Consider the following 22768-nt stretch of genomic DNA (forward strand, 5'->3'; position numbering starts at 1 on the left):
AAGCCCGACACTAAGCCGGGCTAGAGATTCAGCGCTGCGGATCAGGCATACAGCGCCAGCATCGCGCTGCCCGCCAGCAGATAAGCGCCCGCGCCGTAGTCAATATTGTGCTCCGCACTCACGTCGCGCGGGTTGAACGCCGGCAGCTGTACCCACCCCAGCATACCGTTGTCATGAATGCAGCCGCGCAGCGCCGACCAGGCGCGCTCAACCATGGGCAGATAGCGCGCGCGATCCAGGATCCCCTGCTGGATCCCCCAGGCCACGCCGTAGCAGAACAGCGCGGTGGCGCTGCTCTCCGGCGCCGGGAAGCGCGCCGGGTCGCGCATGCTGGTACGCCAGAAGCCGTCCGCCTGCTGATAGTCGCTCACCGTTGCCGCCAGGGCGCTGAACATCGCCAGATAGCGTGGGCGGCTGGGGTGATCGGTCGGCAGATGCGCCAGGATACGCGGCACCGCGGCCAGCACCCAGCCGTTGCCGCGGCTCCAAAAGACCTTCTCGCCGTTCTCTTCGCGCAGTTCACCGCCTTTGCCATCGGGAATGTAGCGGTAATCGCGGTAAAACAGCCCGCTCTGCGCATCGTACAGGTGCTCGACCGCATCCCAGAAGGCGACATCCATATAGTCGGCATAGCGGCTATCGCCGGTGCGCGCGCTGAGGGCGGCAAAGGCCGGCGGCGCCATAAACAGCGCGTCGCACCACCACCAGTCCTCGCGCCCCGGACGCGGCTCATCCACCATCAGCCCCAGGGACTTGATGGTCGGCTCCAGCGCCTCTGGCTGATTCACCTGGGGATAGACATCCAGATAGGCCTGACAGCACACCATATCATCGGCGAAGCGGGCGTTAGGGCCGGTGCGGAAGCCGGTATGCAGGGTGTAGTTCATCACCCCGTCCAGATAGGTCGTATCGCCAGTGGCCTGCCAGGCCGCCGCCGCGCAGGACCAGAACACGCCGCGCTCCCAGTCCGTATCCTTGATGAAGCGCGTCTTACCGCTGCGGCGTACGACGCTGCGCGTCTGGTGAGCCGCCTGATAGCGGTACACCCGCAGCATGTCGCGCAGAATCTCTTCACGTGTTATCGCAGTCATTGCATTATCCTCGCTGGGCCCGCTCATCTCCGCACTGGCGATGACTCCCCTGCGGGCCTTCGGTTTACCGCGGCCATGGCTGACATGGCCGCGCCTGGTTGTGTAGGGGCGAGCGACGCCGCCGACGCTCAGGCCGGGCGTCGATAGGCGCACTCGCCGTTAATGTAGGTCTCCGCCACCGTCATGGCCGGATCCACCGCCGTAAAGCTGGCGGCGGCGCCGGGGCGGATCGCGCCCAGACGATCCTGCAGGCCGAGATAGGCCGCCGGCACCGCCGACGCCATCTGCACCGCCTCCCAGACCGGAACGCCGGCCAGGGTGACCATGTTACGCACCGCCTGATCCAGGCTGCAGGTGCTGCCCGCCAGCGAGCCGTCGTCGGTTCGCGCCTCGCCGTGGCGCACCGTGATCTCCTGAGCGCCCAGGCGATAGCGCCCTTCGCCCAGTCCACCGGCGCGCATGCAGTCGGTGATCAGCGCGATGTGGCGGTAGCCCTTCATTCGATAGGCCAGATTCAGCATCACCGGGTTAACGTGGATCCCGTCGGCGATCAGCTCCGCCAGCATATCCAGATACAGCACCGCGCCGCAGCAGCCCGGCTCCCGATGGTGCAGGCCAGACATGCCGTTATACAGATGCACGCCGCAGTCGGCGCCCAGCGCATGGGCCTCGTTGACCTGGGCAAAGCTGGCCGCGGTATGGGCTACGCCGACCTTTACGCCGCGCGCACGCCACCAGGCGATCGCCTGCATCGCCGCCGTCGACTCCGGCGCCAGCGCGGCGCGCAGCAGCGTTCCCTCGCTGGCCAGCCACAGGGCCTCCAGCGCGGCGCCCTCGGGGGCGCTCAGAAACGCCTCTGGGTGCGATCCCCGGAAGGGGGCGGTAAAGTGCGGCCCCTCCAGAAAGCTGCCCAGCAGGCGAGCCCCCTGCGCTTGACCGGCGGCGATAAACGCGCCGACCTGCCGCAGCGCCCGGCAGACATCCTGCTGCGGCGCGCTGACCGTGGTGCCGACCCAGGCCACCACGCCGGTCTGCGGCAGCGCATCGGCGATGGTCTGCAGCGCCTGCGGCGTCGCATCCATCACGTCGGCGCCGGCGCGACCGTGAATGTGGATATCGATAAGCCCCGGCCACAGGCTGTGACCGGGCAGACGCACCATCCGGGTGCCCGGCGGGATCGGCTGACCGACGCCGGTGATCACGCCGTCGGCAACCAGCACGGCGACGTCCCGCTCAATCCCTCGGGGGGTGAATACGCTGTCGGCCAGGTAGGCGGTTAACATGGTTTACAGTCCGTCGCTGGCTTCACACTCGGCCGGTGCCATCGCAGCCTCCAGCGTCTGGCGCATATTCTGTACGCTGCTGGCGCCAATCTCCTGCAGAATGGCCACCAGCTCCGCCAGCGTCGCACCGTCGCGCTCAAAGGCGGCGTTGGCGATCATCGGCAGGTTGACCCCGGCCAGCACCTCAACGCCCTCGCGGCGCATCAGTACGTTCAGCGCGCGGTTGCACGGCGAGCCCCCCGGCAGGTCGGTCAGGAACAGCACCCCTTCCCCGTCGTCGACCTCATCGGCCGCCTGGCGCAGCGCGTCCTCCAGATCGTCGGTCGACATGGATTCAACAAAATCGATAAAGCGCATCTGCGGCTGATCACCGGCGATGGCGTGCACGGCGGAGGCCATGCCGGTTGCAAAATGGATGTGCCCGGAAATGACAAGACCAATCATCGTATTACCCTTACAGCTTACTCATCGGGAACGCCCCGCCCAGCCTTAGGCCGCGACGGGGCGCAGTGGTTACAGAATGCCCAGCAGGTGACCGACCACGCCGGCCGCCAGCGTGGAGAAGATCAGCACCGGTGGCTTAGCCCAGAACCCGGTCCCCTTCACCATGCGGAACATAAAGAACACCAGCAGCAGCGGCAGCATGTTCGGCATGATCTTATCGAACAGGGCGCTCTGCAGATCCACCGTCTTGCCGCCGAGCTCTATCGACGCCGTGGTACTAAATCGTATAAAGGTGGCGCACAGCGCACCGATGACGAAGATACCCATGATGTTGGCGGCGCGCGCCAGCTTCTCCGTCGCGTCGCTCATGCTGACCATCGCCGCCGTACCGGCGCGGTAGCCCATGAACATCAGGCCAAAGTAGACCAGGAAATGCACGACCTGATACAGGATGAAGAATACGAACGGACCGGCGATGGAGCCATCGATGGCGATGGATGCGCCCAGCGCCAGGGTCAGCGGCATCAGCGTCATGTGGTCAATGGCGTCGCCAATCCCACCGGTCGGCCCCATGCCCGCCACCTTCATCACGTTGATGGTCGACGGCTTCTCTTTGTTCTCTTCCATCGCAATGGCGGTGCCCAGCAGGAAGGTGAACAGCTTCGGACTGGCGTTAAAGAACTGCAGATGGTTCTTCAGCGACTTGGCCAGATCCGCCCGGTTATTACCGTGGATCTTCTTCAGCGCCGGGATCATCGAGTAGGCAAAACCACCGCCCTGCATACGTTCGAAGTTAAAGTTGCCTTCCATGAACAGGCCGCGGAACGCGCACTTCCACAGATCTTTCTTGGTGATAACCTTGCGGACCTCGCCATCCTGATAGGCATCAACGTTGTCTACCAGGCTTGCGGCCTTACGCTTTTCATCCTGCGCCGGGGAGATAATGACTTCAGATGCCATCTTCGAATTCCTCTTTAACCTGCTGCTGTGAATTGGTCTTATTACCGCTGAAGAAGTAGTACAGCACCGCGATGGACGCGCCGAGGATCGCCACGGCCATGATCGGCAGCTTCAGATAGGTGGTCATGACGAAGCCGATGAAGAACACCCCGGCCATCTCTTTGGACCACATGATTTTCAGCAGCATGGCGAAGCCGATAGCCGGAACCATCTTGGCACCGATACCCAGCCCTTCCAGCAGCGCTTTCGGCGTGTTCTGATCGATCCACTCGGCGGCGTGCTCACCGAAGTAGACCGTGGCAAAGGCGATCACGAAGTACAGCATCGAGCGGGTGATGATGGTGCCTATCAGCAGGCGGGAAATACCGCCGGCATCGGCCTGTTCCGCGCACTCGTCCGCTTTACCCATGGTGAACGCGGTCAGCGCAAAGAAACCGATGACGATCATCTGCATCAAGACCGCGATCGGCATGCCGACCCCCATGGCCACTTCCGGAGACTGGCCGGTCATCACAGCGAAGGCGACGGCGGCGATGGTGCCCATGGTCACATCCGGCGGCTGCGCCCCGGCGTTCGGCACCAGACCCAGCCAGGCCAGCTCCAGGGTGGCGCCGGCGATCAGCCCGATCTCCATATTCCCCATGATTAAACCGACCACCGGGCCAGTAATTAATGGACGGTGAATATTTAATGCAACGTCGTATTTATCGATACCACATAAGAATGCCCAAATGGCAACCAGGGTAGCTTCGAAGACCATAAATATATTCCTTAGACGGAGTGTTACAGCGGGGGAATAATCCCCCCACTGAATTAGGCGCTTTTAGCCAGTGTCAGAATATCAACCGGTGACTGGTCTGGCGTATTCTGCACGGTGCAGGAAACCCCCAGATTGATCATGCGACGGAAGGCATCCAGATCGCTGTCATCAACCGATACCGTCTTAGCGATTTGGCGCTTGCCCTCATGGAAATGCATATTACCGATATTACAATGAGTAATCGGCACACCGCCCTCAACCAGGCGCGCAACATCGTGCGGATTATTGCACAGAATAAAAATTTTCTGGCGCGCGGCGGCTTTGTGAATCACATCGATGGTTTTTTGAATGGTAAAGAAGCGCACATCATATTCACCGCCAGCGGAGGCTTTCATCCCCGCCTGCATAAATGCAGCGCTATCGCCTTCGGCCGCGTCATCATTAGCCACCAGAATCAGGTTGGCCTCCGTATGTTTACCCCAGGTAATGCGGATCTGCCCGTGCAGTAAACGTTCGTCGATACGAGTCCAGACAATGTTAGGCTGATTCATAAATTTTCCCTTCGAGTGATTTTTCAAAACCGTAAATAGTTACGCCCTGAACAACCCGGTTAATCTCCCCGGTCGGAGATGGGTTATCCGGTGAATTTCCAACGGCGATTGAATTATGGAATGCAAATGCCTGTGCCAACATCAAATACGCAAATAACAGTCCAATGTCATCGCTTTGCGCTACGCCCGGCACAATAATATGCCGACCGGCAGTTACCGTATTATCTTCATAGGCGGACACGGCAATAATTTCGCGTGCAACATTATCGCTACGAAGCTCTTTCAACAGGTCGAGGTCGTACTTACGCGTATAAGGATTGTTAGAAATAAAAACGAAGATTAATGTTTCGTTGTTAACTATTGCTTTAGGGCCATGACGGAATCCCAACGGGGAATCGAACATAGCAGCAATTCTTCCTGAGGTTAATTCCAGCACCTTCAGTGCCGACTCCTGAGCCAATCCTTGTAATCCTCCGCTACCAAGATAGATAACGCGCTGATACTGCCCGGCCCGGATATTATCTACAAATTGGCGGTTTATTTGTTTGAACCAATCCGCACTTTTTTTACAAAATTCTTCGATATCTTTCGAATATTTATCAAGACCGGCAAAAATCGTAACTGCCGCCATCATCATGGAGGAGAAGCTGGAGGTCATCGCCAGCGACTGATCGTTGGTCTCCGGCGGCGTCAACACCGCCAGCGCGTCCGGGCTATTCTGGCAGAAGCGGTACAGATGACCGTCCTGGTTACAGGTCAGCACCAGATGGCAGCACTGGGTCAGGCACTCGGAGGCCACCTGCAGCGCCGCGACGCTCTCCGGACTGTTGCCGGAGCGGGCGAAAGAGACCAGCAGGGTCGGGACATCTTCGCTCAGATACTGCTGCGGGCAGGAGACCAGATCGGTGGTGGCGATCGCCTCCATCCGGCGTGACACATAGCGTGACAGCAGCGGCACCAGCGCACGGCCGGCAAAGGCCGAGGTGCCTGCGCCGGTGAAGATCACCCGCGCATTATCGGCGGCCAGCGCACGGCGTAGAAACGTCTCGATCTCCGTGTGCATGCCGCTGACGATCTGCTGGGTCTTCTCCCAGCATACCGGCTGTTGCTCAATCTCTTTCGCCGTCCATGTCGCGCCGAGACGCTGCAGCGCGTCCAGGTCATATCCCATATAGTGTTGCATAGTCACGTCCTAATTAGTTACGCAGGCAGGCCTGCGCGTAGCCGGATAAAATCTGTTTAATGTGCGCCTTGACCAACGCCTCAGGCTGCAGCGCCAGTTCGCCTTCACGCACGGCGGTGAACTCGCGCGGCAGATACTGGCTGAGCAGCGGATAAGGGATCGGCGCCTGGGTCAGGTTGTGGAACAGCGTCTGCTGTGCCGCCTGCACCGCCGGCGTCGGCCAGTAGTAGCGAATGCGGTCGCTGAAGCTGTAGCGACGGGCGAAACGCACCTGCTCGTCGCTGCCGCTGTAGTATTTTTGCCAGTTCTGCGGGGCTTCCAGCATCGCCGTTTCAATCGCCTGGCGCAGACCGGAACACTGCTCCGGCCCATACATTTCCTCTTCGATGTGGCACAGGCTGAACAGCGCCTCACGCAGGGCGAAGGTCAGCGCCGGGCCGACCTTCAGGATCGCAAAGTGGTTGTCCACCAGCTCGCGGTAGGCGCGATCGGTCTGGTAATCGGTGGAGTGGGCCTCGAACACCTGGTGCGGGTAATCCGCCAGCACCTGGCTGAGCGCCTGGGCCTGCTGCGGGCGAAAATCGATCACCCCGGTATGGTCAAACTCGACGCCCGGCTGTACGACCAGGCCGATGACGCGGTTCCAGCATTCGGCGATCCCGGCGCGGGCAAAGGCTTCGCGGTGACACTCGATGGTCTGGCGCGCCGCCTGCGGCGAGGTGACCTCCAGCGTATCGATATGCTCTTTGGCGCCGCCCGGCACCGGCACTTCGGTACCGATAACGTACACCAGCTGGCTACGGCCAACCTGTTCACGGGCGGTGCGCTCGGCGATGGCGGCCAGACGTGCGGCGCGCTCGGCGACCGTGGCATCGCTCAGCGGCACCGGATCGTCGGCGCAGGACATGCTGCAATCGAGATGGATTTTTTGGAAACCGGCGGCCACGTAGGCGGCGATCAGGGTGTCGGCGTGGGCCATCGCCTCGGCGGCCGGCAGGTGCTGCCAGCGGTTAGGGCCCAAATGGTCGCCGCCCAGGATCAGGTTGGCTAACGGGAACTGCAGTAAATCGGCCTGGCGACAGACATAGTCGCGAAAATCGGCCGGCGTCATCCCGGTGTAGCCGCCAAACTGATCCACCTGGTTGGAGGTGGCTTCGATCAGCAGGAGCGAGTCGTCCTGCAGCGCCTGCTCCATCGCGGCCTCAATCACCAGCGGATGGGCAGAGCAGACTGAATAGATACCGACCGGCTCACCGGCCTTGTGACGCTGTACGAGCTGTTCTAACTGATGCATCAAAATACTCCACAATAAACACGGGCCGGTTTACCGTGGAGTCAGCGCGTCACTTCTCTTTTTCAGCGATAATCACTTCAACGTGTGCTTCCCGCAGACGCTCGACGTACTCGTCGGGAATGCCGGAATCCGTGACCAGAATATCGATATCAGCGAAGTCCCGGATCATGTGGTAGCCGCGCTTGCCAAACTTGGTCGAGTCGGCAACGGCGATCACCTGATCGGAGATCTCACACATCAAGCGGTTAAGACTGGCTTCCTGCTCATTGTGTGTGGTGATACCCGCCCGCAAATCGAAACCATCCACCCCGAGAAAAACCTTGTCGAAACAGAAGTTTTTCAAACAGGCTTCGGCCTGCGAGCCTGAAAAAGACATTGCGCTCTTACGTAACACCCCGCCGGTGCAGACCACTTCCACTCCCGGCGAGGAGACGAGCTCCACGGCGACATCCAGACCGTTAGTCATGACCACCACGTTCTCCAGGCCCCGCAGGTGCCCGGCGATCTCACGGGTCGTCGTACCAGAATCCAGAATCACCGCGTCACCGCTGTTAATCAGCTTGGCCGCCGCCAGACCTATCTGAGACTTCACACCGCTGTTGCGGTGGCGCTTCTCGTGGACGCTCAGTTCGGCGATCACCCCGGTATTAGGGATTGCCGCGCCGTGCGAACGCACGATGTAGCCGTTCTCTTCCAGAAAAGTCAGGTCACTGCGGATGGTGACGCTTGAGACGTTAAACCGTGCGGCCAACTCCTCAACGCGTGCCTTCCCTTGGGCGGTCACTACGTTGAAGATTTCCATGCGCCTTTCGATTGCTGCCGCTTTCACTTTTGTCCCCTTACGAAACCGGTTAAAGCGAACTTCAACAGGCCTCGACCTAAGATTAATAACATTACGATTGCTTTCAACACAAACAACCGAAAAATATGATTGCTTTCACAAACTTTCGAATAACAGCCAAAGACTTTCAAAACGATCTCGTTCACAGCCTGTCCGCGGCGCTCCGCCGCCCGCTGTCGGGCGTACGCACCACCGGAGAGCAGAGACAGACCCCGGCATATCCCGCCGCGGCGGCGGTCATGCCCTGTTTCTGCGCATCTGGCTGCACACTGTCATGGTAGCAAACGAAAACCATCTTCTTCGTTAAGTTACGCAAAAAATGAAATAAAAAACAAATAAAAGCGATCGGCGTAAAAACACACAACGACACCGAACCGAGGGGGGAAAAAACGCCTTAACCCGTCGCATTACGCGCGCTTTTCATCCCACATAACGCTTTGCCCGCTATTTATCCAAAGATCACCCCCGGAAAGCAAGCGTTAAATCCGCCACCCGCGGCGCGCTGGCGCCGCCAAACGGCCCGATACCGACGAGGATCCGACAATACCTTTCGAATACCTTCGCGATAATGCGAAAGTAAAAACAATCAGATATCGGCAATAACACAGAAAAAGAAAAGGAAGGAAAAACGAGAAGATCGACGGGGCGACGACGGCGCCCCGCCGCGGTCAACGACGCAGCAGACGCCGCGCGCCGAGGATCAGCGAGACGAGAAGCCCCCCCAGCAGGATACCGAACAGCATGTTCAGCAGCGACGGCCCGATGCCGCCCAGCAGCATCCCAACGCTGGGCAGGCCAACGGCGGACTGACTCAGGGCCGCGATGCCGTGATGCAGCCAGGGCAGTCCGTGTACCACGATGCCGCCCCCCACCATAAACATGGCGGCCGTTCCGGCCACCGACAGCAGGCGCATCAGCCAGGGGGCGGCATTCAGCAGCCCCCGCCCCAGGCTGCGCGCCAGCCTACCCGGGCGGGCGCTCAGCCACAGCCCGGCGTCATCCAGCTTCACGATCAGCGCCACCAGGCCATACACGCCCAGGGTCATCACCAGCGCGATGCCGCACAGCACCAGCACCTGCTGCACAAACGTCGCGCTGGCGACCGTACCCAGCGTAATCGCCACGATCTCAGCGGAAAGAATGAAGTCGGTGCGGATAGCTCCCTTCACCTTCTCGCGCTCATAGGCCTGCATATCGTCCGGCAGCGCCGGCTCGGCGTGCTGCGGCGCCTGCCCACGCTGCAGCCATTGATGGGCCAGCTTCTCTGCACCTTCGTAGCACAAAAATGCGCCGCCCAGCATCAGCAGCGGCGTAATCAGCCAGGGCGCCAGGGCGCTGATCAGCAGGGCCAGCGGCACCAGGATCGCCTTGTTCAGCAGGGAGCCGCGCGCCACCGCCCACACCACCGGCAGCTCACGATCGGCGTTGACGCCGCTCACCTGCTGCGCATTGAGCGCCAGATCGTCACCCAGTACCCCGGCGGTCTTGCGCGCCGCCATCTTACTCATCAACGCCACATCATCCAGCAGTGAGGCGATATCATCAATCAGGGTCAATAAACTGCTGCCGGCCACCGTCACTATCCTTTCAATAATATTAACGTGCTCATCATAAGCCGCCGCCGCAAAAAAGTCGTGCGCCAACCGGCGCACGCAGACAGCATTCCACTCACCGCCCCGCCAGCGGGGCGGTAAATATCAGTTTTCGGCCAGACGCTGGCCCAGGTTTTTCTGCTGCTTATAGCTCAGCGCCGCCGCCGGAACCGGGGCGGACTTCCCCGTCAGCATCCATTCGCGCAGCCGATTGGCATCGGCGAAGTGGGTATACTTGCCAAAGGCATCCAATACCACCAGCGCCACCGGGCGACCGCCGATCACCGTCCGCATCGCCAGGCAGTGCCCCGCCTGGTTGGTAAAGCCGGTCTTGGTCATCTGGATATTCCACTTGTCATTGCGCAGCAGGTGGTTGGTGTTGTTAAAGGTTTCCGTATAGGTCGGATGGGCAAAGGTGACGCTCTTGGTCTCCGTGGTGCTCAGCTCGCCGATCAGCGGATAGCCTTTCGCCGCCTGCAGCAGTTTGACCAGATCGCGGGCGCTCGACACGTTGTTCGGCGACAGCCCGGTGGGCTCCACGTAATGCGTGCGGGTCATCCCCAGCGCCCGGGCCTTGGCGTTCATCGCCCGGATAAACGCGTCGTAGCCGCCGGGATAGTGATGCGCCAGCGTCGCGGCGGCGCGGTTCTCCGACGACATCAGCGCCAGCAGCAGCATTTGACGCCGGGTCAGCTCGCTACCCACCCGCACCCGGGAAAAGACGCCCTTCAGCTCTTTGGTACGGTGAATGTCGACCGCGATAACCTCATCCAGATTGGGGTGCGCATCCAGCGTCACCATCGCCGTCATCAGCTTGGTTATCGAGGCGATCGGCACCTGCACATCGGGGTGGCTGGCATAGATCACCTGGTGATTATTCATATCCACCACCATCGCACTGCCCGAGGCCAGCGCCAGCGGCGCACGCGGCGCGGCGGCGGCGATCGGCTCGCGTGCCTGAGCGGCCGGCAGCGCGCTGATGCCGCCGCCCAGAATCAACAGACTTAATAGGGAATAACGGAGTTTAACAGCCATGTTTCTTCATTAATCTCACAAGGAATGGACCCGGTATACGCCGGGAAGCCCGCCGCACTGATGACCGACAGCGGTCCACGGGCAGGAGTACGGAGCCAAACGTCATACCCATCATGCGTTTACGCTCCTCAGCACCCTTCGTCCGCTCAGACGGCGCCGCGTGACGGAGCGTGCGGCACACAGCCTAATCGCTCGCTCGAAAGGCAGCAAAAATAAAAATGTTTCCGTATGTGAATCGCCGGGCGGCGGCGACGGCGCGAAATATCGCCGCGCGACGGCGCGAAAAAACACACGAAAGGATGCCATTGACTATAGTTGTTTTATCAGAGGGATACCCGGAAAAAACGCCCTGCGCTGCCCGCGCGGCGGCGCCGGGATAATAACCTAACGCGGAGAGTGGACTATGGGGCTAAAAGATACCCTGCTGGCGCTGTTGGTGGTGGCGATCTGGGGCGTGGGATTCGTGGTGATGCAGACGGGGCTGCAGCATTTGCCGCCGCTGCTGCTGGGCGGTCTACGCTGCCTGCTGCTGGCGCTGCCGGCGGTATTTCTGCTGCCGCGCCCGGCGCTGCCCGCCCATACGCTGATCCTGTATGGACTGCTGATCGGCTTCGGTCAGTTCGCCTTCCTCTTTTTTGCCCTGCAGGGCGGCCTCAGCGCGGGCGTGGCGGCGATGCTGCTGCAGCTGCAGCTGCTGTTCACGCTGCTGCTTGGCGCCCTGCTGTTTGGCGAGCGCATCCGCACCAGCCAAATTATCGCCCTGCTGTTTGTCCTCACCGGTCTGGCGCTGCTGCTGCATCCGGGTCTGACGGGGCTACCGCTGTCGCGCGGGGTCATCCTGCTCGCGCTGGGGGCGGCCCTCTGTCTGGCGCTGGGTAATCTGATTCAGCGCCTGCGCATCCGCGACAACATTCAGGGCTCTCTGCCGGCGCTGATCGCCTGGGCGGCACTGGCGCCCATTATTCCCTTCTTCCTGGCCGCCTGGCTGTTTAACGGCGCCCAGGCCACCCTGACCTCTCTGCGCACGCTGGACTTCAGCGCGCTGCTGGCGCTGATCTATCTGGCCTATATCGCCACCCATCTGGCCTATGCCATCTGGGGGCGATTGCTGCTGCGCAACCGGGCAACGCACCTGATGCCCTTTACCCTGCTGATCCCGCTGGTGGCGCTGGGAGCCGATCTGCTCACCTACGGCGATCGCCTCAGCCCTGCCCAGCTCTATAGCCTGCTGCTGATCCTGCTAGGGCTGGCGCTGGCGGTGCTGGGCAACCGCCTGGTGGATTTCCGCCTGGTGCGCCATTAGCGCTGGTGCCTCTCCCCTACGGCGGCGCGCCGGAAAAACCGCGCGCCGCCGCGATTACCGGGGGATTCCAGGCCGCAAAAATGGCCGGCGTCAGACGTCAAGGACGCCATGAGCAATGCCTGGTGCCAGCCTATTTATCTATGCTGCACAGTGCAAATATCCAGGGCAGGCGGGTAAAGGTACTCCCGCGGGACGTCTTGAAACGCCAACCATCCCCCCGTTGACAGGCCCCCATATCGTCCCAGCCCCCTTTATCCCTACGTTTCCCGGTATGTTTTGCTCCGCGCTTTCCCGCTATGATGCCCGGCCAGACTCTTTAACGACGAAGCACGACATCATGAACGCAATGCGCGACTGGCTGGAGCGGCGCCAGATTACCCTCTATTTTTCTGTCATCCTGCTGGCCGCGCTGCTGGCCTATACCGCTCCCGTCGCCGGTGAACGGCTCAGCGCCGCCATCACCCCCGCGCTGGCGCTGATGCTGTATGCCACCTTCCTGCAGATGCCCTTCGCGGAGCTACGGCGCGCCTTACGCCACCCGCGGTTTTTGCTGCCGCTGTTCCTGACCCAGTTTCTGTTGATGCCGGCGCTGGTCGCCCTGCTGCTCCCCTTTCTGCCGCCCGATCCCCTGCTGCGGCTCGGCGTACTGCTGGTGCTGCTCTCGCCCTGCATCGACTATGTGGTGACATTCGCCCAGCTCGGACGCGCCGATGCGCGCCTGCTGCTCGCCGCGACGCCGCTGCTGCTGCTGGCGCAAGCGCTGCTGCTCCCGCTCTATCTGCACCTGTTTCTCGGTGAGCTGGCGGCAGACGTGGTCCGTCCGGCGCCGTTTATTGCGGCGTTTATCGGGTTAATCGTGCTGCCGCTGGGCTTGGCGGCGCTGACCCAGCGGGTATGCCGCCGCCGCTACGGGCAGGCCATTGCCGGGGGACTCTCGCTGCTGCCGGTGCCCTCCACCGCCCTGGTCCTGGGGATCATCGTCGCCGCGACCCTGCCGCCGCTCCGTGAATCCATCACGCTGGTCTGGCGCGTGATACCGCTCTACCTGGTCTTCGCTGTCGTCGCGCCGCTGATAGGCTGGACGGTGGCGCGGCTGTTCCGCCTTGAGGCGCCGGCCGGGCGGGCGCTCGCCTTCAGCGCGGCGACCCGTAATTCGCTGGTGGTGCTGCCGCTGGCGCTCGCCGTCCCCGGCGCGATTCCGCTGCTTCCGGCGGTGATCGTGGCCCAGACGATCGTCGAACTGGCGAGTGAGCTGATGTATATTCGGTGGATACCGCGCCTGGGGGCGCGGAGCAAAGACGCGGGGAGGACGACCTGATGCCTCACCCCGCTATTGGGTGGGCTCCAGCGCGCCGATGGCCGCCGCGATCGCGCGGCTATCCATCAGCGGACGAACCTGACGGAACAGGGCGTCGGCCTGGGGGTACTCCTTACGAAGGTAGCTCAGCCACTGCTTGATGCGCGCCACGTGATACAGCCCGGTATCCCCCTGCTTCTCCAGCCGGGCGTAGCGCTGCAGCAGCGTGACCACCTGCGGCCACGGCATCTTCGGCGCATTCTCTTTGATAACCCGGCTCAGGTTGGGGATATTCAGCGCGCCGCGCCCGATCATCAGCGCATCGCACCCGGTCTGCGCCAGACACGCCTGGGCACTGGCGTAGTCCCAGATCTCGCCGTTGGCGATCACCGGGATCCGCAGGCGGCGACGGATCTCGCCGATCGCCGCCCAGTTGATCCGATCGGCGCGGTAGCCATCCTCTTTGGTGCGACCGTGCACCACCAGCTCCGTCGCCCCGCCCTGCTGCACCGCATCGGCGATTTCAACACGCTGGCTGTCGCACGCCCAGCCCAGACGCACCTTCACCGTCAGCGGCAGGTGCGCCGGTATCGCCTGACGCATCGCCTGCACTCCGGCGTAAATCAGCGCCGGATCTTTTAAGAGCGTGGCGCCGCCGCCGCTGCCGTTAACCGCCTTCGAAGGGCAGCCGCAGTTGAAGTCCACCCCCGGCGAGCCCAGCGTCACCGCGCGCAGGGCGTTCTCCGCCAGCCAGTGCGGCGACTGTCCCAGCAGCTGAATGCGCACGGGCGTGCCGCTCAGGGTCTGACTGCGGCGGTGCAGCTCCGGGCACAGGCGGTAGAACACCCTCTCCGGCAGCAGCCTGTCCACCACCCGCACAAACTCGGTGATGCACAGATCGTAGTCGTTCACCTCGCTGAGCAGCTCGCGCACCAGGGCATCCAGCACCCCTTCCATCGGCGCCAGCAGCACCCGTTTCACTTTCAGCATCGCGTTATCCTTAGACTCTCCCCTCACGCCATGCGTGACCGGCGCAGAGAGTACTGCGTTCCCCGCCGGTCCGCAACGGGGCTTCACGCGTCGCCGTCGCGCCGCCGCCAGCCGTCCCAGGGGGTATCCGCGGGGGGCGTCTCTGACTGCAGGGAATCCAGATACAGCGCTTCGACCTTGGCGCGGGCCCAGGGGGTCCGACGCAGAAACTTCAGGCTGGATTTAATGCTGGGATCGCTCAAAAAGCAGTTGATGGCGATGCGGCGGCCGAGCTCCGGCCAGCCGTAGCGCGTGACCAGCGCCGTCAGCAGGGCTTCCAGGGTGATCCCGTGCAGGGGATCGCGTGATGGGTTCATAGTGTTTCCGCTTGGCATAACAGGGGGGCTTACCCTAACGGCACTCGGGCCGACGGGCAAGCAAAAGCTGCGCCCCTAGGGCGCATTCTTAAACTGCTCGCGCAGAATGTGGATCTCGTCGCGCAGCGCGGCGGCCTGCTCAAACTCCAGGTTCTGAGCATGCTGGTACATCTGCGTCTCCAGACGCTGGATCTGCTGCTCGATCTGCTTCGCCGACAGATCGCGGTAGTCCGTACGCGGCTCTGCCGCACGCTGTCCGCGCGTCCCTTTGGCCCGGCTGCGCGACGGAGCGTCGCCCAGCTGCAGGATATCCGTGACCTTCTTGTTCAGCGCCTGCGGCGTGATGCCGTGCGCCAGGTTAAAGGCCTGCTGGCGCTCGCGGCGGCGCTCTGTCTCTCCGATCGCCCGCGCCATCGACGGGGTCATTTTGTCGGCATAGAGGATCGCCTTGCCGTTCAGGTTACGCGCCGCTCGGCCGATGGTCTGAATCAGCGAACGCTCCGAGCGCAGGAAGCCCTCCTTGTCCGCGTCCAGAATCGCCACCAGCGACACCTCCGGCATATCCAGCCCCTCGCGCAGCAGGTTGATCCCCACCAGCGCGTCAAACTCGCCCAGGCGCAGATCGCGGATGATCTCCATGCGCTCGACGGTGTCGATATCGGAGTGCAGATAGCGCACGCGCACGCCGTGCTCCTCCAGATACTCGGTCAAATCTTCGGCCATCCGCTTGGTCAGGGTGGTCACCAACACCCGCTCGCCGATGGCGGCGCGCTGATTGATCTCCGACAGCAGGTCGTCCACCTGGGTCGCCACCGGGCGCACCTCGATCAGCGGATCGAGCAGCCCCGTCGGGCGCACCACCTGATCGATCACCTCGTCGCCCGACTTCTCCAGCTCGTAGTTGCCCGGGGTCGCCGACACATAGATGGTCTGCGGCGCCAGCGCCTCGAACTCCTCAAAGCGCAGCGGGCGGTTATCCAGCGCCGACGGCAGGCGAAAGCCATACTCCACCAGCGTCTCTTTCCGCGCCCGGTCGCCGCGGTACATTCCGCCGATCTGCGGGATGGTGACATGGGACTCATCGATCACCAGCAGGCCGTCCGCCGGCAGGTAGTCAAACAGGGTCGGCGGCGGCTCACCGGGCCCGCGCCCGGAGAGATAGCGGGAGTAGTTTTCGATCCCCGAGCAGTAGCCCAGCTCGTTCATCATCTCCAGATCGAACTGGGTGCGCTGGGCCAGACGCTGCTCTTCCAGCAGCTTGTTATTGGCCAGCAGCGACTGACGGCGCGTCGCCAGCTCGGCGCGGATCTCCTCCATCGCCTGCAGGATGCGTTCGCGCGGGGTCACATAGTGGGTCTTTGGGTAGACGGTAAAGCGCGGCACCGTGCGCAGCAGCTGCCCGGTGAGGGGATCGAACAGCGACAGGCGCTCCACCTCGTCATCAAACAGCTCCACCCGCAGCGCCTCGTCGTCGGCCTCCGCCGGGAAGATGTCGATCACCTCGCCGCGCACCCGAAAAGTCCCGCGCGCAAACGCCTGATCGTTCCGGGCATACTGCAGCTCGGAGAGGCGGCGCAGAATGCTGCGCTGATCGATCAGCATCCCCTGGGTCAGGTGCAGCATCATCTTCAGGTACAGATCGGGATCGCCCAGGCCGTAAATCGCGGAGACCGAGGCGACGACCACCACGTCGCGCCGCTCCAGCAGCGCCTTGGTGGCCGACAGGCGCATCTGTTCAATGTGCTCGTTGACCGACGCGTCCTTTTCGATAAAGGTATCCGAGCTGGGCACATAGGCTTCCGGCTGATAGTAGTCGTAGTAGGAGACAAAGTACTCCACCGCATTTTCCGGGAAGAACTGCTTCATCTCCCCGTACAGCTGGGCGGCCAGCGTCTTGTTGGGCGCCATCACCATGGTCGGCCGGTTAAGATCGGCGATCACGTTGGCGATGGTAAACGTCTTGCCCGAGCCGGTCACCCCCAGCAGGGTCTGATGCGCCAGCCCATCCTCTAACCCCGCTTCCAGACGGCGGATAGCCTCTGGCTGATCGCCGGAGGGCTGAAAGGCGGAATGCAGTTTGAAGGCTTTGCTCATGACTCACTACCCCATTACGCGGCGGCGACCCGCCGGCAGATGAACCGCGCTGCGCTGCGCCGGATTATTGTGTGAACCGGTTATATTACTGGATATTTACCCAGCTTAAAATACCCGCACACGGGCGGCGCCCGCGCGTTCACATCCGTTTCACAATTTTCACCGCAGAGTGACATTTATCCCCATTTCATCCCCCGACGGCTCACCCTGTCAACGATGCGCTTGTCAAGGGGGCCTCCCCTCGGCATGGCAAAACCCATACACGCCTTGATTTTAATTAATTCATTGATAATTAAATAAATTAACATAAGGACGATAATCCGAGCGGGTTAAGGGCGAACCGCGCGGGCTCTGGCTTCGCCCCGGTTTTCTAAGCCTAATGCACAAGGTTATCCACAGGAATAGTGGATAAGTTGCCGCACCCCGCCCGGCAGCGGCGCCGCGGCGGGGGCAAAAATTTTTTTCCGCGCCGGCGCGGCCGCATTATTAAGCGATTTTTCGAGTTTTAATTCAAAAAATAACCCGTAATTGTGATAACAGGAGGGAGATCCCCCCGCCGACGCCGTCACGGGAGAAGGCAGGTCAGATCCAGGTAGGCTGCCCGATCGCGGCTCTCCTCGCCGGGGCTAAAGGGGATCTCGCCCAAACAGGGCGCCGGCAGCAGCGCATGGAGCGCCGTCAAATATTCGGCGTGGCGCGCCCCCGGCGCCTGTATCTGATTCGCCACCCAGCCCGCCAGCCTCACGCCGGCGCCGACGATGGCGCGCGCGCTCAGCAGGGCATGGTTAATGCAGCCCAGCTTAACCCCCACGACCAGGATCACCGGCAGCTGCTCCGCGACCACCCAGCGCTCAAAACTATACGCCAGGCTCAGGGGGGTGAGCCAGCCGCCGGCCCCCTCCACCACCACCCACTGCGCCTGACGCTGCAGATCGTGCAGCCCGGCGCTGAGGCGCCGCGGATCGATGGGGATCCCCTGCTCGGCGCTGACAATGTGCGGCGAAGTCGGCTCGGCGAAGGCGTAAGGATTCACCTGCTCATAGCGCAGGGGCAGGCTGGAGGCTGCCTGCAGCGCCAGCGCATCGTCGTTATACAGTCGACCCTCACGCAGCGTGCTGCCGGAGGCCACCGGTTTATAGCCCGCGCAGCGCAGCCCGCGGCGAGCCGCCGCCTGCAGCAGCGCGGCGCTGACCACGGTTTTTCCCACGTCGGTATCGGTACCGGTCACAAACCAGCGCTGTACATCGCTATTCACGGATCAGTTCTCCTATGACCAATTGATAACTCAGCGTCACCCCCTGCGCGTCGCGCGGATAGGCCTGCGCCAGCCGGGCCAGGCGCTGCCGCCCGCTCAGCCCCGCCTGCCGACCGTCGTGAAGATGGGTCGCGCCAATGCCCTTCAGAGAGCGCATCAGCGCCAGCACATCGGGGAAATGACAGCGCTCCAGGCTCGGCGTCAGACGGTGGCGATAGGGTGCACAGGCCGCGGCGATCTGCGCGACGGAGAGGAACCGGTTCACGTGCCGCCGCCCGTCGACCTGCCGCCAGGCGCGATCCAGCTCGCCCAGCGAGCCATCGGCCAGGGTAGCGAACAGCACCCGCCCGCCGGGGCGGGTCACCCGCATCAGCTCGGCCAGCGCCTGCGGCAGCGAGGCGCACCACTGGATAGCCAGATTGCAGAAGCAGAGATCCATCGACGCCGTCGCCAGCGGCAGGCGCTCCATATCCGCCAGCAGATAGTGCTGCGCGCTCCGCTGACGCTGCGCCTGCGCCAGCATCCCCGGCGCCAGATCCAGCGCCGTAACCCGATACGTCAGCGCCGTCAGGCGACGGCTGAAGTAGCCGGTGCCACAGCCCACGTCCAGGGCATCCCGTCCGCCGTCGGCGGGCAGACACGCCAGCAGCCGCTCGCCGCTCAGGCGCTGAAACGCGGCCGCATCGTCATAGCTGTGCGCGGCGCGGCTAAAGGCGTCGGCCACGGCGGGCTTATCGACGGCGTCACAGAGCAACGTCATTCAGCGCCTCCAGCAGTCGGTCGAGATCCTGCGGCTGATGCGCCGCGCTCAGGGTGATGCGCAGGCGCGCGCTGCCGGGCGGCACGGTGGGGGGGCGCATGGCGCAGACCCACAGACCACGCTGGCGCAGGCGCTGTGCCAGCGTCAGCGCCGCCTGATTATCCCCGACGATCAGCGGCTGAATGGCGCTGTCGGACGCCGCCAGGCCGAGCTCACCGCCCGCCAGCGCCCGGCGCAGCCGCGCCACATGCTGCGCCAACCGCGCCCGCGGCGCATCGGCGGCGCGCACCACCTGCAGCGCCGCCTGCAGCGCACAGGCCTGCGCCGGCGGCATGCTGGTGCTGTAGATCAGATGACGGGCAAACTGCAGCAGGTATTCCGCCGTCGCCTCGCCGCACAGCAGCGCCGCGCCGCCGATGCCAAAGGCCTTGCCGAAGGTGACGATCAGCAGATCGGGGCGCACCCCCTGCGCATCGCAGCTGCCGCGCCCCTCGCGCCCGCAGACCCCGATGCCGTGGGCGTCGTCGACCATCAGCCAGGCGCCGTGGCGATCGCACTGCGCCCGCAGAGCGCTCAGCGGCGCGCTGTCGCCGTCCATGCTGAAGACCCCTTCGGTCACCACCAGCGTCTCCCCCTCGCAGGGGGCCGCCAGCAGGGCCGCCAGCCCGTCGGGCTGATTATGCGGAAAGCGGCGCAGCGACGATGGCGCCAGCATCGCAGCCTCCATCAGCGAGGCGTGGCTCAGCCGATCCGCCAGCACCCGATCCTGACGTTGCATCAACGCCAGGATCAGCGCCTGATTGGCGGCGAAGCCGGAGATAAACAGCAGCGCGCGCGGGTAGCCGAGCCACTCCGCCAGCGCATGCTCCAGCGCCGCGTGGGCCGTGGTTTGCCCGGTCACGTGCGCCGAACCGCCGGAGCCGGAGCCGTAGCGCGCCAACCCCTGCTGCCAGGCGGCGATCGGCGCCGGATGCTGGCTGAGCCCCAGGTAATCATTGGATGAAAAATTAATATAGCGCCGTCCCTCAACGACGATCTCTCGCCCGCCGGGCGCCTCGCGCACCGTTCGGCAGCGATAGGCATCGGCGGCGCGCCGCGCCGCCAGCGCCTGGGTAAACCGCGTAGACCAGCCCATCATCAGCGCGCCGCGTTATAAAACAGGTCGCCATCCGCGTGCAGCACCTGCTCCGCCAGCTGCTGCTGCTGCTGGTTATCGCCATAGGCCACCTGCGTTTGCTGGGGGTTCAGCCCCAGCTTGCGGAACAGCTGCAGATCGCGATCCTCTGCGGGATTCGGCGTCGTCAGCAGACGACAGCCGTAAAAGATGGCGTTGGCCCCGGCCATAAAGCACATCGCCTGGGTCTGCTCGTTCATCTGCTCGCGCCCGGCGGAGAGGCGGACATAGGCCGTGGGCATCATGATGCGCGCCGCCGCGATGGTGCGGATAAAGTCGAAGGGATCAACGTCCGGGGCTTCCGCCAGCGGCGTGCCCGCCACCTTCACCAGCATGTTGATCGGCACGCTTTCCGGCGGCGTCGGCAGATTGGCCAGCTCCACCAGCAGGGCCGCCCGATCGCCTACTGCCTCACCCAGCCCGACAATCCCGCCGGAGCAGACCTTGATCCCCGCCTCCCGCACCCGCGCCAGGGTATCCAGACGATCCTGATAGCGGCGGGTGGTGATGATATTGGCGTAATAGGCTGGTGAGGTGTCCAGATTGTGGTTGTAGTAGTCCAATCCCGCCTGCGCCAGACGCTGGGCCTGCTCGGCGTTCAGCGCCCCCAGGGTCATGCAGGTCTCCATGCCCAGCGCCTTGACCCCGCGCACCATCTGCTCCAGGTAGGGCATATCGCGCTCGTGGGGATTTTTCCACGCCGCCCCCATGCAGAAACGGGTGGAGCCGGCGGCGCGCGCCCGACGCGCGGAGTCCAGCACCTGCTCCACCTCCATCAGCCGCTCCGCCGCCAGCCCCGTTTTATAGCGGGCGCTCTGCGGACAGTATTTACAGTCCTCTGGGCAGGCGCCGGTCTTAATCGACAGCAGGGTGCTCACCTGCACCTGACGCGGATCGAAGTGTTGACGGTGAACCTGCTGCGCCTGAAACATCAGCTCCAGCAGCGGTTGTTCAAACAGCGCCTGCGCCTGCGCCTGCGTCCAGCGCCCGGAATGCGGTATCTCTGCCACGGTGGCATCTCCCTTGTTCAGATCGGTAAAAGTGGGCTCAGTGTAGAACGGAGAAACACCATGTCAACCAAGTTATATGTGTAATGGTTTACAGATTGAAACCAACAAATCTCCACATATCGGCATGGAGCATGACGCAGCGGCGTTAACGCGCTAAACTGTAAACTCAAAAAACACAACAGGGTTTACCTAACGAGCGCCATGAACGCCAGCGACCTCGACTTTGACCGCCGCCATATCTGGCACCCCTATACTTCGATGAGCCAACCTCTGCCGGTGTACCCGGTCACGGCGGCGTCCGGCTGCGAGCTGCAGCTGGCGGATGGCCGACGTCTGGTGGACGGCATGTCCTCCTGGTGGGCCGCCATTCACGGCTATAACCACCCCCATCTGAATCAGGCCATCGCGCGTCAGATGGCGCAGATGGCCCACGTCATGTTCGGCGGCGTCACCCATCCCACGGCGGTCGCCCTGTGCCGAAAGCTGGTCGAGATGACCCCTCAGGCGCTGGAGTGCGTGTTTCTGGCCGACTCCGGCTCCGTTGCCGTCGAGGTGGCGCTGAAGATGGCGCTGCAGTACTGGCAGGCGCGCGGCGAACCGCGCCAGCGCTTTCTCACCCTGCGTCAGGGCTACCACGGCGACACCTTTGGCGCCATGTCGGTATGCGATCCGGATACCTCGATGCACAGCCTGTACCGCGGCTGCCTGCCGCAGCACCTGTTTGCCCCGGCGCCGCAGTGTGCTTTTGACGATGACTGGGATGAGGCAGACTTTGTCCCCTTCGCCCGCCTGCTGGCGGCCCATCATCGCGAGATTGCCGCCGTGATCCTGGAGCCCATCGTGCAGGGCGCCGGCGGCATGCGCTTCTATCATCCACGCTATCTGCAGCGGGTGCGGCAGGCCTGCAGCCGCCACGGCGTGCTGCTGATCGCCGATGAGATCGCCACCGGCTTTGGCCGCAGCGGGGCGCTGTTTGCCTGCGACCACGCCGAGGTGACCCCGGATATTCTGTGCCTGGGCAAGGCGCTGACCGGCGGCTACATGACGCTCTCCGCCACCCTGACCACCCGCAGCGTGGCCGACACCATCAGCAACGGCGAGGCGGGCTGCTTTATGCACGGGCCGACCTTTATGGGCAACCCGCTGGCCTGCGCCGCGGCGGTGGCCAGCCTGGAGCTGATCGCGCAGGGGCACTGGCGTAGCCAGGTCGCCGCCATCGCGGCTCAGCTGCGCGCCGCCCTGCTGCCGCTCAGCGACCACCCGCGGGTACGTCAGGCCCGGGTGCTCGGCGCCATCGGGGTGCTGGAGACCCATCAGCCGGTCAATATGGCCGCCCTGCAGGCTTTCTTTGTCGAGCAGGGGGTGTGGATCCGTCCCTTCGGTCACCTGATCTACCTGATGCCGCCCTACCCGATCGCAACGGCGCAGCTGAGCCAGCTGTGTACCGCACTGGCGGCGGCGCTGGACCACCCCGACCACTTCCTGACGGCCTGAG

21 protein-coding genes are annotated in these 22768 nt (G+C 63.2%); 3 read left to right on the plus strand and 18 right to left on the minus strand.

The window, feature by feature from the left end; translation table 11 throughout:
• Positions 1-41: 41 nt before the first annotated feature.
• The 11 genes from BRD58_RS13210 to pbpG form a co-directional block, all read right to left on the minus strand.
• On the minus strand, positions 42-1091 hold the full coding sequence (locus BRD58_RS13210) for a glycoside hydrolase family 88/105 protein (RefSeq protein WP_012849357.1): 1050 nt from the start codon (positions 1089-1091) through the stop codon (positions 42-44).
• Positions 1092-1219: 128 nt separating this feature from the next.
• Positions 1220-2374: an N-acetylglucosamine-6-phosphate deacetylase gene (nagA, locus tag BRD58_RS13215; RefSeq protein ID WP_012849358.1), complete on the minus strand. Its 1155-nt coding sequence runs from the start codon at positions 2372-2374 to the stop codon at positions 1220-1222.
• Positions 2375-2377: 3 nt separating this feature from the next.
• The gene (agaF, locus tag BRD58_RS13220) at positions 2378-2818 is read right to left on the minus strand and encodes a PTS galactosamine/N-acetylgalactosamine transporter subunit IIA (protein ID WP_015462056.1); all 441 of its coding nucleotides are present in this window, start codon (positions 2816-2818) and stop codon (positions 2378-2380) included.
• A gap of 69 nt (positions 2819-2887) precedes the next feature.
• Positions 2888-3778, minus strand: a complete 891-nt coding sequence (locus BRD58_RS13225; RefSeq protein ID WP_012849360.1) for a PTS system mannose/fructose/sorbose family transporter subunit IID — start codon at positions 3776-3778, stop codon at positions 2888-2890.
• Positions 3768-4538, minus strand: a complete 771-nt coding sequence (gene agaW / locus BRD58_RS13230) for a PTS N-acetylgalactosamine transporter subunit IIC (protein WP_012849361.1) — start codon at positions 4536-4538, stop codon at positions 3768-3770. The genes BRD58_RS13225 and agaW overlap by 11 nt, the downstream gene beginning before the upstream one ends.
• A gap of 53 nt (positions 4539-4591) precedes the next feature.
• Positions 4592-5089 (minus strand): PTS N-acetylgalactosamine transporter subunit IIB, encoded by a 498-nt coding sequence (gene agaV / locus BRD58_RS13235; RefSeq protein ID WP_012849362.1) that lies wholly within the window; start codon positions 5087-5089, stop codon positions 4592-4594.
• Positions 5076-6272, minus strand: coding sequence for an SIS domain-containing protein (locus tag BRD58_RS13240; RefSeq protein WP_012849363.1), 1197 nt, complete (start codon positions 6270-6272; stop codon positions 5076-5078). Before BRD58_RS13240 ends, agaV begins: the two co-directional genes overlap by 14 nt.
• 13 nt (positions 6273-6285) lie before the next feature.
• Complete coding sequence (kbaZ, locus tag BRD58_RS13245) at positions 6286-7566, minus strand: tagatose-bisphosphate aldolase subunit KbaZ (RefSeq protein WP_012849364.1); 1281 nt, start codon at positions 7564-7566, stop codon at positions 6286-6288.
• Positions 7567-7615: 49 nt separating this feature from the next.
• On the minus strand, positions 7616-8395 hold the full coding sequence (gene agaR / locus BRD58_RS13250; protein ID WP_255640309.1) for a transcriptional repressor AgaR: 780 nt from the start codon (positions 8393-8395) through the stop codon (positions 7616-7618).
• A gap of 680 nt (positions 8396-9075) precedes the next feature.
• Positions 9076-9981, minus strand: coding sequence for a DUF808 domain-containing protein (locus BRD58_RS13255; protein WP_041692891.1), 906 nt, complete (start codon positions 9979-9981; stop codon positions 9076-9078).
• Between the two features lie 123 nt (positions 9982-10104).
• Entirely contained in the window at positions 10105-11034 is a 930-nt protein-coding gene (pbpG, locus tag BRD58_RS13260) for a D-alanyl-D-alanine endopeptidase (RefSeq protein WP_012849368.1), read from the minus strand.
• 403 nt (positions 11035-11437) lie between these two features.
• On the opposite strand from pbpG, the gene BRD58_RS13265 reads away from it, so the two are divergent.
• Together BRD58_RS13265 and BRD58_RS13270 are read left to right on the plus strand one after the other, a co-directional pair.
• Positions 11438-12337 carry an EamA family transporter gene (locus tag BRD58_RS13265; RefSeq protein ID WP_012849370.1) on the plus strand — a complete coding sequence of 300 codons (900 nt, stop codon included), beginning with the start codon at positions 11438-11440 and terminating at the stop codon, positions 12335-12337.
• 346 nt (positions 12338-12683) lie between these two features.
• On the plus strand, positions 12684-13655 hold the full coding sequence (locus BRD58_RS13270; protein ID WP_073383371.1) for a bile acid:sodium symporter: 972 nt from the start codon (positions 12684-12686) through the stop codon (positions 13653-13655).
• Positions 13656-13667: 12 nt separating this feature from the next.
• Here the strand turns inward: BRD58_RS13270 and dusC are convergent, their stop codons facing one another.
• The 7 genes from dusC to bioB all read right to left on the minus strand — a co-directional run bounded on the left by dusC (position 13668) and on the right by bioB (position 21264).
• Positions 13668-14624, minus strand: coding sequence for a tRNA dihydrouridine(16) synthase DusC (gene dusC / locus BRD58_RS13275; protein WP_015462059.1), 957 nt, complete (start codon positions 14622-14624; stop codon positions 13668-13670).
• A gap of 83 nt (positions 14625-14707) precedes the next feature.
• Complete coding sequence (locus tag BRD58_RS13280; protein WP_012849373.1) at positions 14708-14980, minus strand: VF530 family protein; 273 nt, start codon at positions 14978-14980, stop codon at positions 14708-14710.
• A gap of 75 nt (positions 14981-15055) precedes the next feature.
• The gene (gene uvrB, locus BRD58_RS13285) at positions 15056-17074 is read right to left on the minus strand and encodes an excinuclease ABC subunit UvrB (RefSeq protein WP_015462060.1); all 2019 of its coding nucleotides are present in this window, start codon (positions 17072-17074) and stop codon (positions 15056-15058) included.
• Positions 17075-17639: 565 nt separating this feature from the next.
• Positions 17640-18329: a dethiobiotin synthase gene (bioD, locus tag BRD58_RS13295; protein ID WP_073383375.1), complete on the minus strand. Its 690-nt coding sequence runs from the start codon at positions 18327-18329 to the stop codon at positions 17640-17642.
• The gene (gene bioC, locus BRD58_RS13300; RefSeq protein ID WP_012849378.1) at positions 18322-19089 is read right to left on the minus strand and encodes a malonyl-ACP O-methyltransferase BioC; all 768 of its coding nucleotides are present in this window, start codon (positions 19087-19089) and stop codon (positions 18322-18324) included. The genes bioD and bioC overlap by 8 nt, the downstream gene beginning before the upstream one ends.
• Entirely contained in the window at positions 19073-20224 is a 1152-nt protein-coding gene (gene bioF, locus BRD58_RS13305) for an 8-amino-7-oxononanoate synthase (protein WP_073383940.1), read from the minus strand. Before bioF ends, bioC begins: the two co-directional genes overlap by 17 nt.
• A 2-nt stretch (positions 20225-20226) precedes the next feature.
• A complete protein-coding gene (bioB, locus tag BRD58_RS13310; protein ID WP_181365863.1) occupies positions 20227-21264 on the minus strand; it encodes a biotin synthase BioB in 1038 nt (345 codons plus the stop codon).
• Between the two features lie 210 nt (positions 21265-21474).
• Here bioB and bioA point away from each other — a divergent pair, with 210 nt between their 5' ends.
• Positions 21475-22767 carry an adenosylmethionine--8-amino-7-oxononanoate transaminase gene (gene bioA / locus BRD58_RS13315; protein ID WP_015462064.1) on the plus strand — a complete coding sequence of 431 codons (1293 nt, stop codon included), beginning with the start codon at positions 21475-21477 and terminating at the stop codon, positions 22765-22767.
• Position 22768 lies beyond the last annotated feature (1 nt).

The sequence above is a fragment of the Edwardsiella piscicida genome, assembly GCF_001896205.1.
GTDB lineage: Bacteria > Pseudomonadota > Gammaproteobacteria > Enterobacterales > Enterobacteriaceae > Edwardsiella > Edwardsiella piscicida.

Bases quoted from the DNA above. Each gene is read 5' to 3' on its own strand.
- BRD58_RS13210 (WP_012849357.1), bottom strand. From the start codon at position 1,091: ATGACTGCGATAACACGTGAAGAGATTCTGCGCGACATGCTGCGGGTG.
- nagA (WP_012849358.1), bottom strand. From the start codon at position 2,374: ATGTTAACCGCCTACCTGGCCGACAGCGTATTCACCCCCCGAGGGATT.
- agaF (WP_015462056.1), bottom strand. From the start codon at position 2,818: ATGATTGGTCTTGTCATTTCCGGGCACATCCATTTTGCAACCGGCATG.
- BRD58_RS13225 (WP_012849360.1), bottom strand. From the start codon at position 3,778: ATGGCATCTGAAGTCATTATCTCCCCGGCGCAGGATGAAAAGCGTAAG.
- agaW (WP_012849361.1), bottom strand. From the start codon at position 4,538: ATGGTCTTCGAAGCTACCCTGGTTGCCATTTGGGCATTCTTATGTGGT.
- agaV (WP_012849362.1), bottom strand. From the start codon at position 5,089: ATGAATCAGCCTAACATTGTCTGGACTCGTATCGACGAACGTTTACTG.
- BRD58_RS13240 (WP_012849363.1), bottom strand. From the start codon at position 6,272: ATGCAACACTATATGGGATATGACCTGGACGCGCTGCAGCGTCTCGGC.
- kbaZ (WP_012849364.1), bottom strand. From the start codon at position 7,566: ATGCATCAGTTAGAACAGCTCGTACAGCGTCACAAGGCCGGTGAGCCG.
- pbpG (WP_012849368.1), bottom strand. From the start codon at position 11,034: ATGGCTGTTAAACTCCGTTATTCCCTATTAAGTCTGTTGATTCTGGGC.
- BRD58_RS13265 (WP_012849370.1), top strand. From the start codon at position 11,438: ATGGGGCTAAAAGATACCCTGCTGGCGCTGTTGGTGGTGGCGATCTGG.
- BRD58_RS13270 (WP_073383371.1), top strand. From the start codon at position 12,684: ATGCGCGACTGGCTGGAGCGGCGCCAGATTACCCTCTATTTTTCTGTC.
- dusC (WP_015462059.1), bottom strand. From the start codon at position 14,624: ATGCTGAAAGTGAAACGGGTGCTGCTGGCGCCGATGGAAGGGGTGCTG.
- BRD58_RS13280 (WP_012849373.1), bottom strand. From the start codon at position 14,980: ATGAACCCATCACGCGATCCCCTGCACGGGATCACCCTGGAAGCCCTG.
- uvrB (WP_015462060.1), bottom strand. From the start codon at position 17,074: ATGAGCAAAGCCTTCAAACTGCATTCCGCCTTTCAGCCCTCCGGCGAT.
- bioC (WP_012849378.1), bottom strand. From the start codon at position 19,089: ATGACGTTGCTCTGTGACGCCGTCGATAAGCCCGCCGTGGCCGACGCC.
- bioF (WP_073383940.1), bottom strand. From the start codon at position 20,224: ATGGGCTGGTCTACGCGGTTTACCCAGGCGCTGGCGGCGCGGCGCGCC.
- bioA (WP_015462064.1), top strand. From the start codon at position 21,475: ATGAACGCCAGCGACCTCGACTTTGACCGCCGCCATATCTGGCACCCC.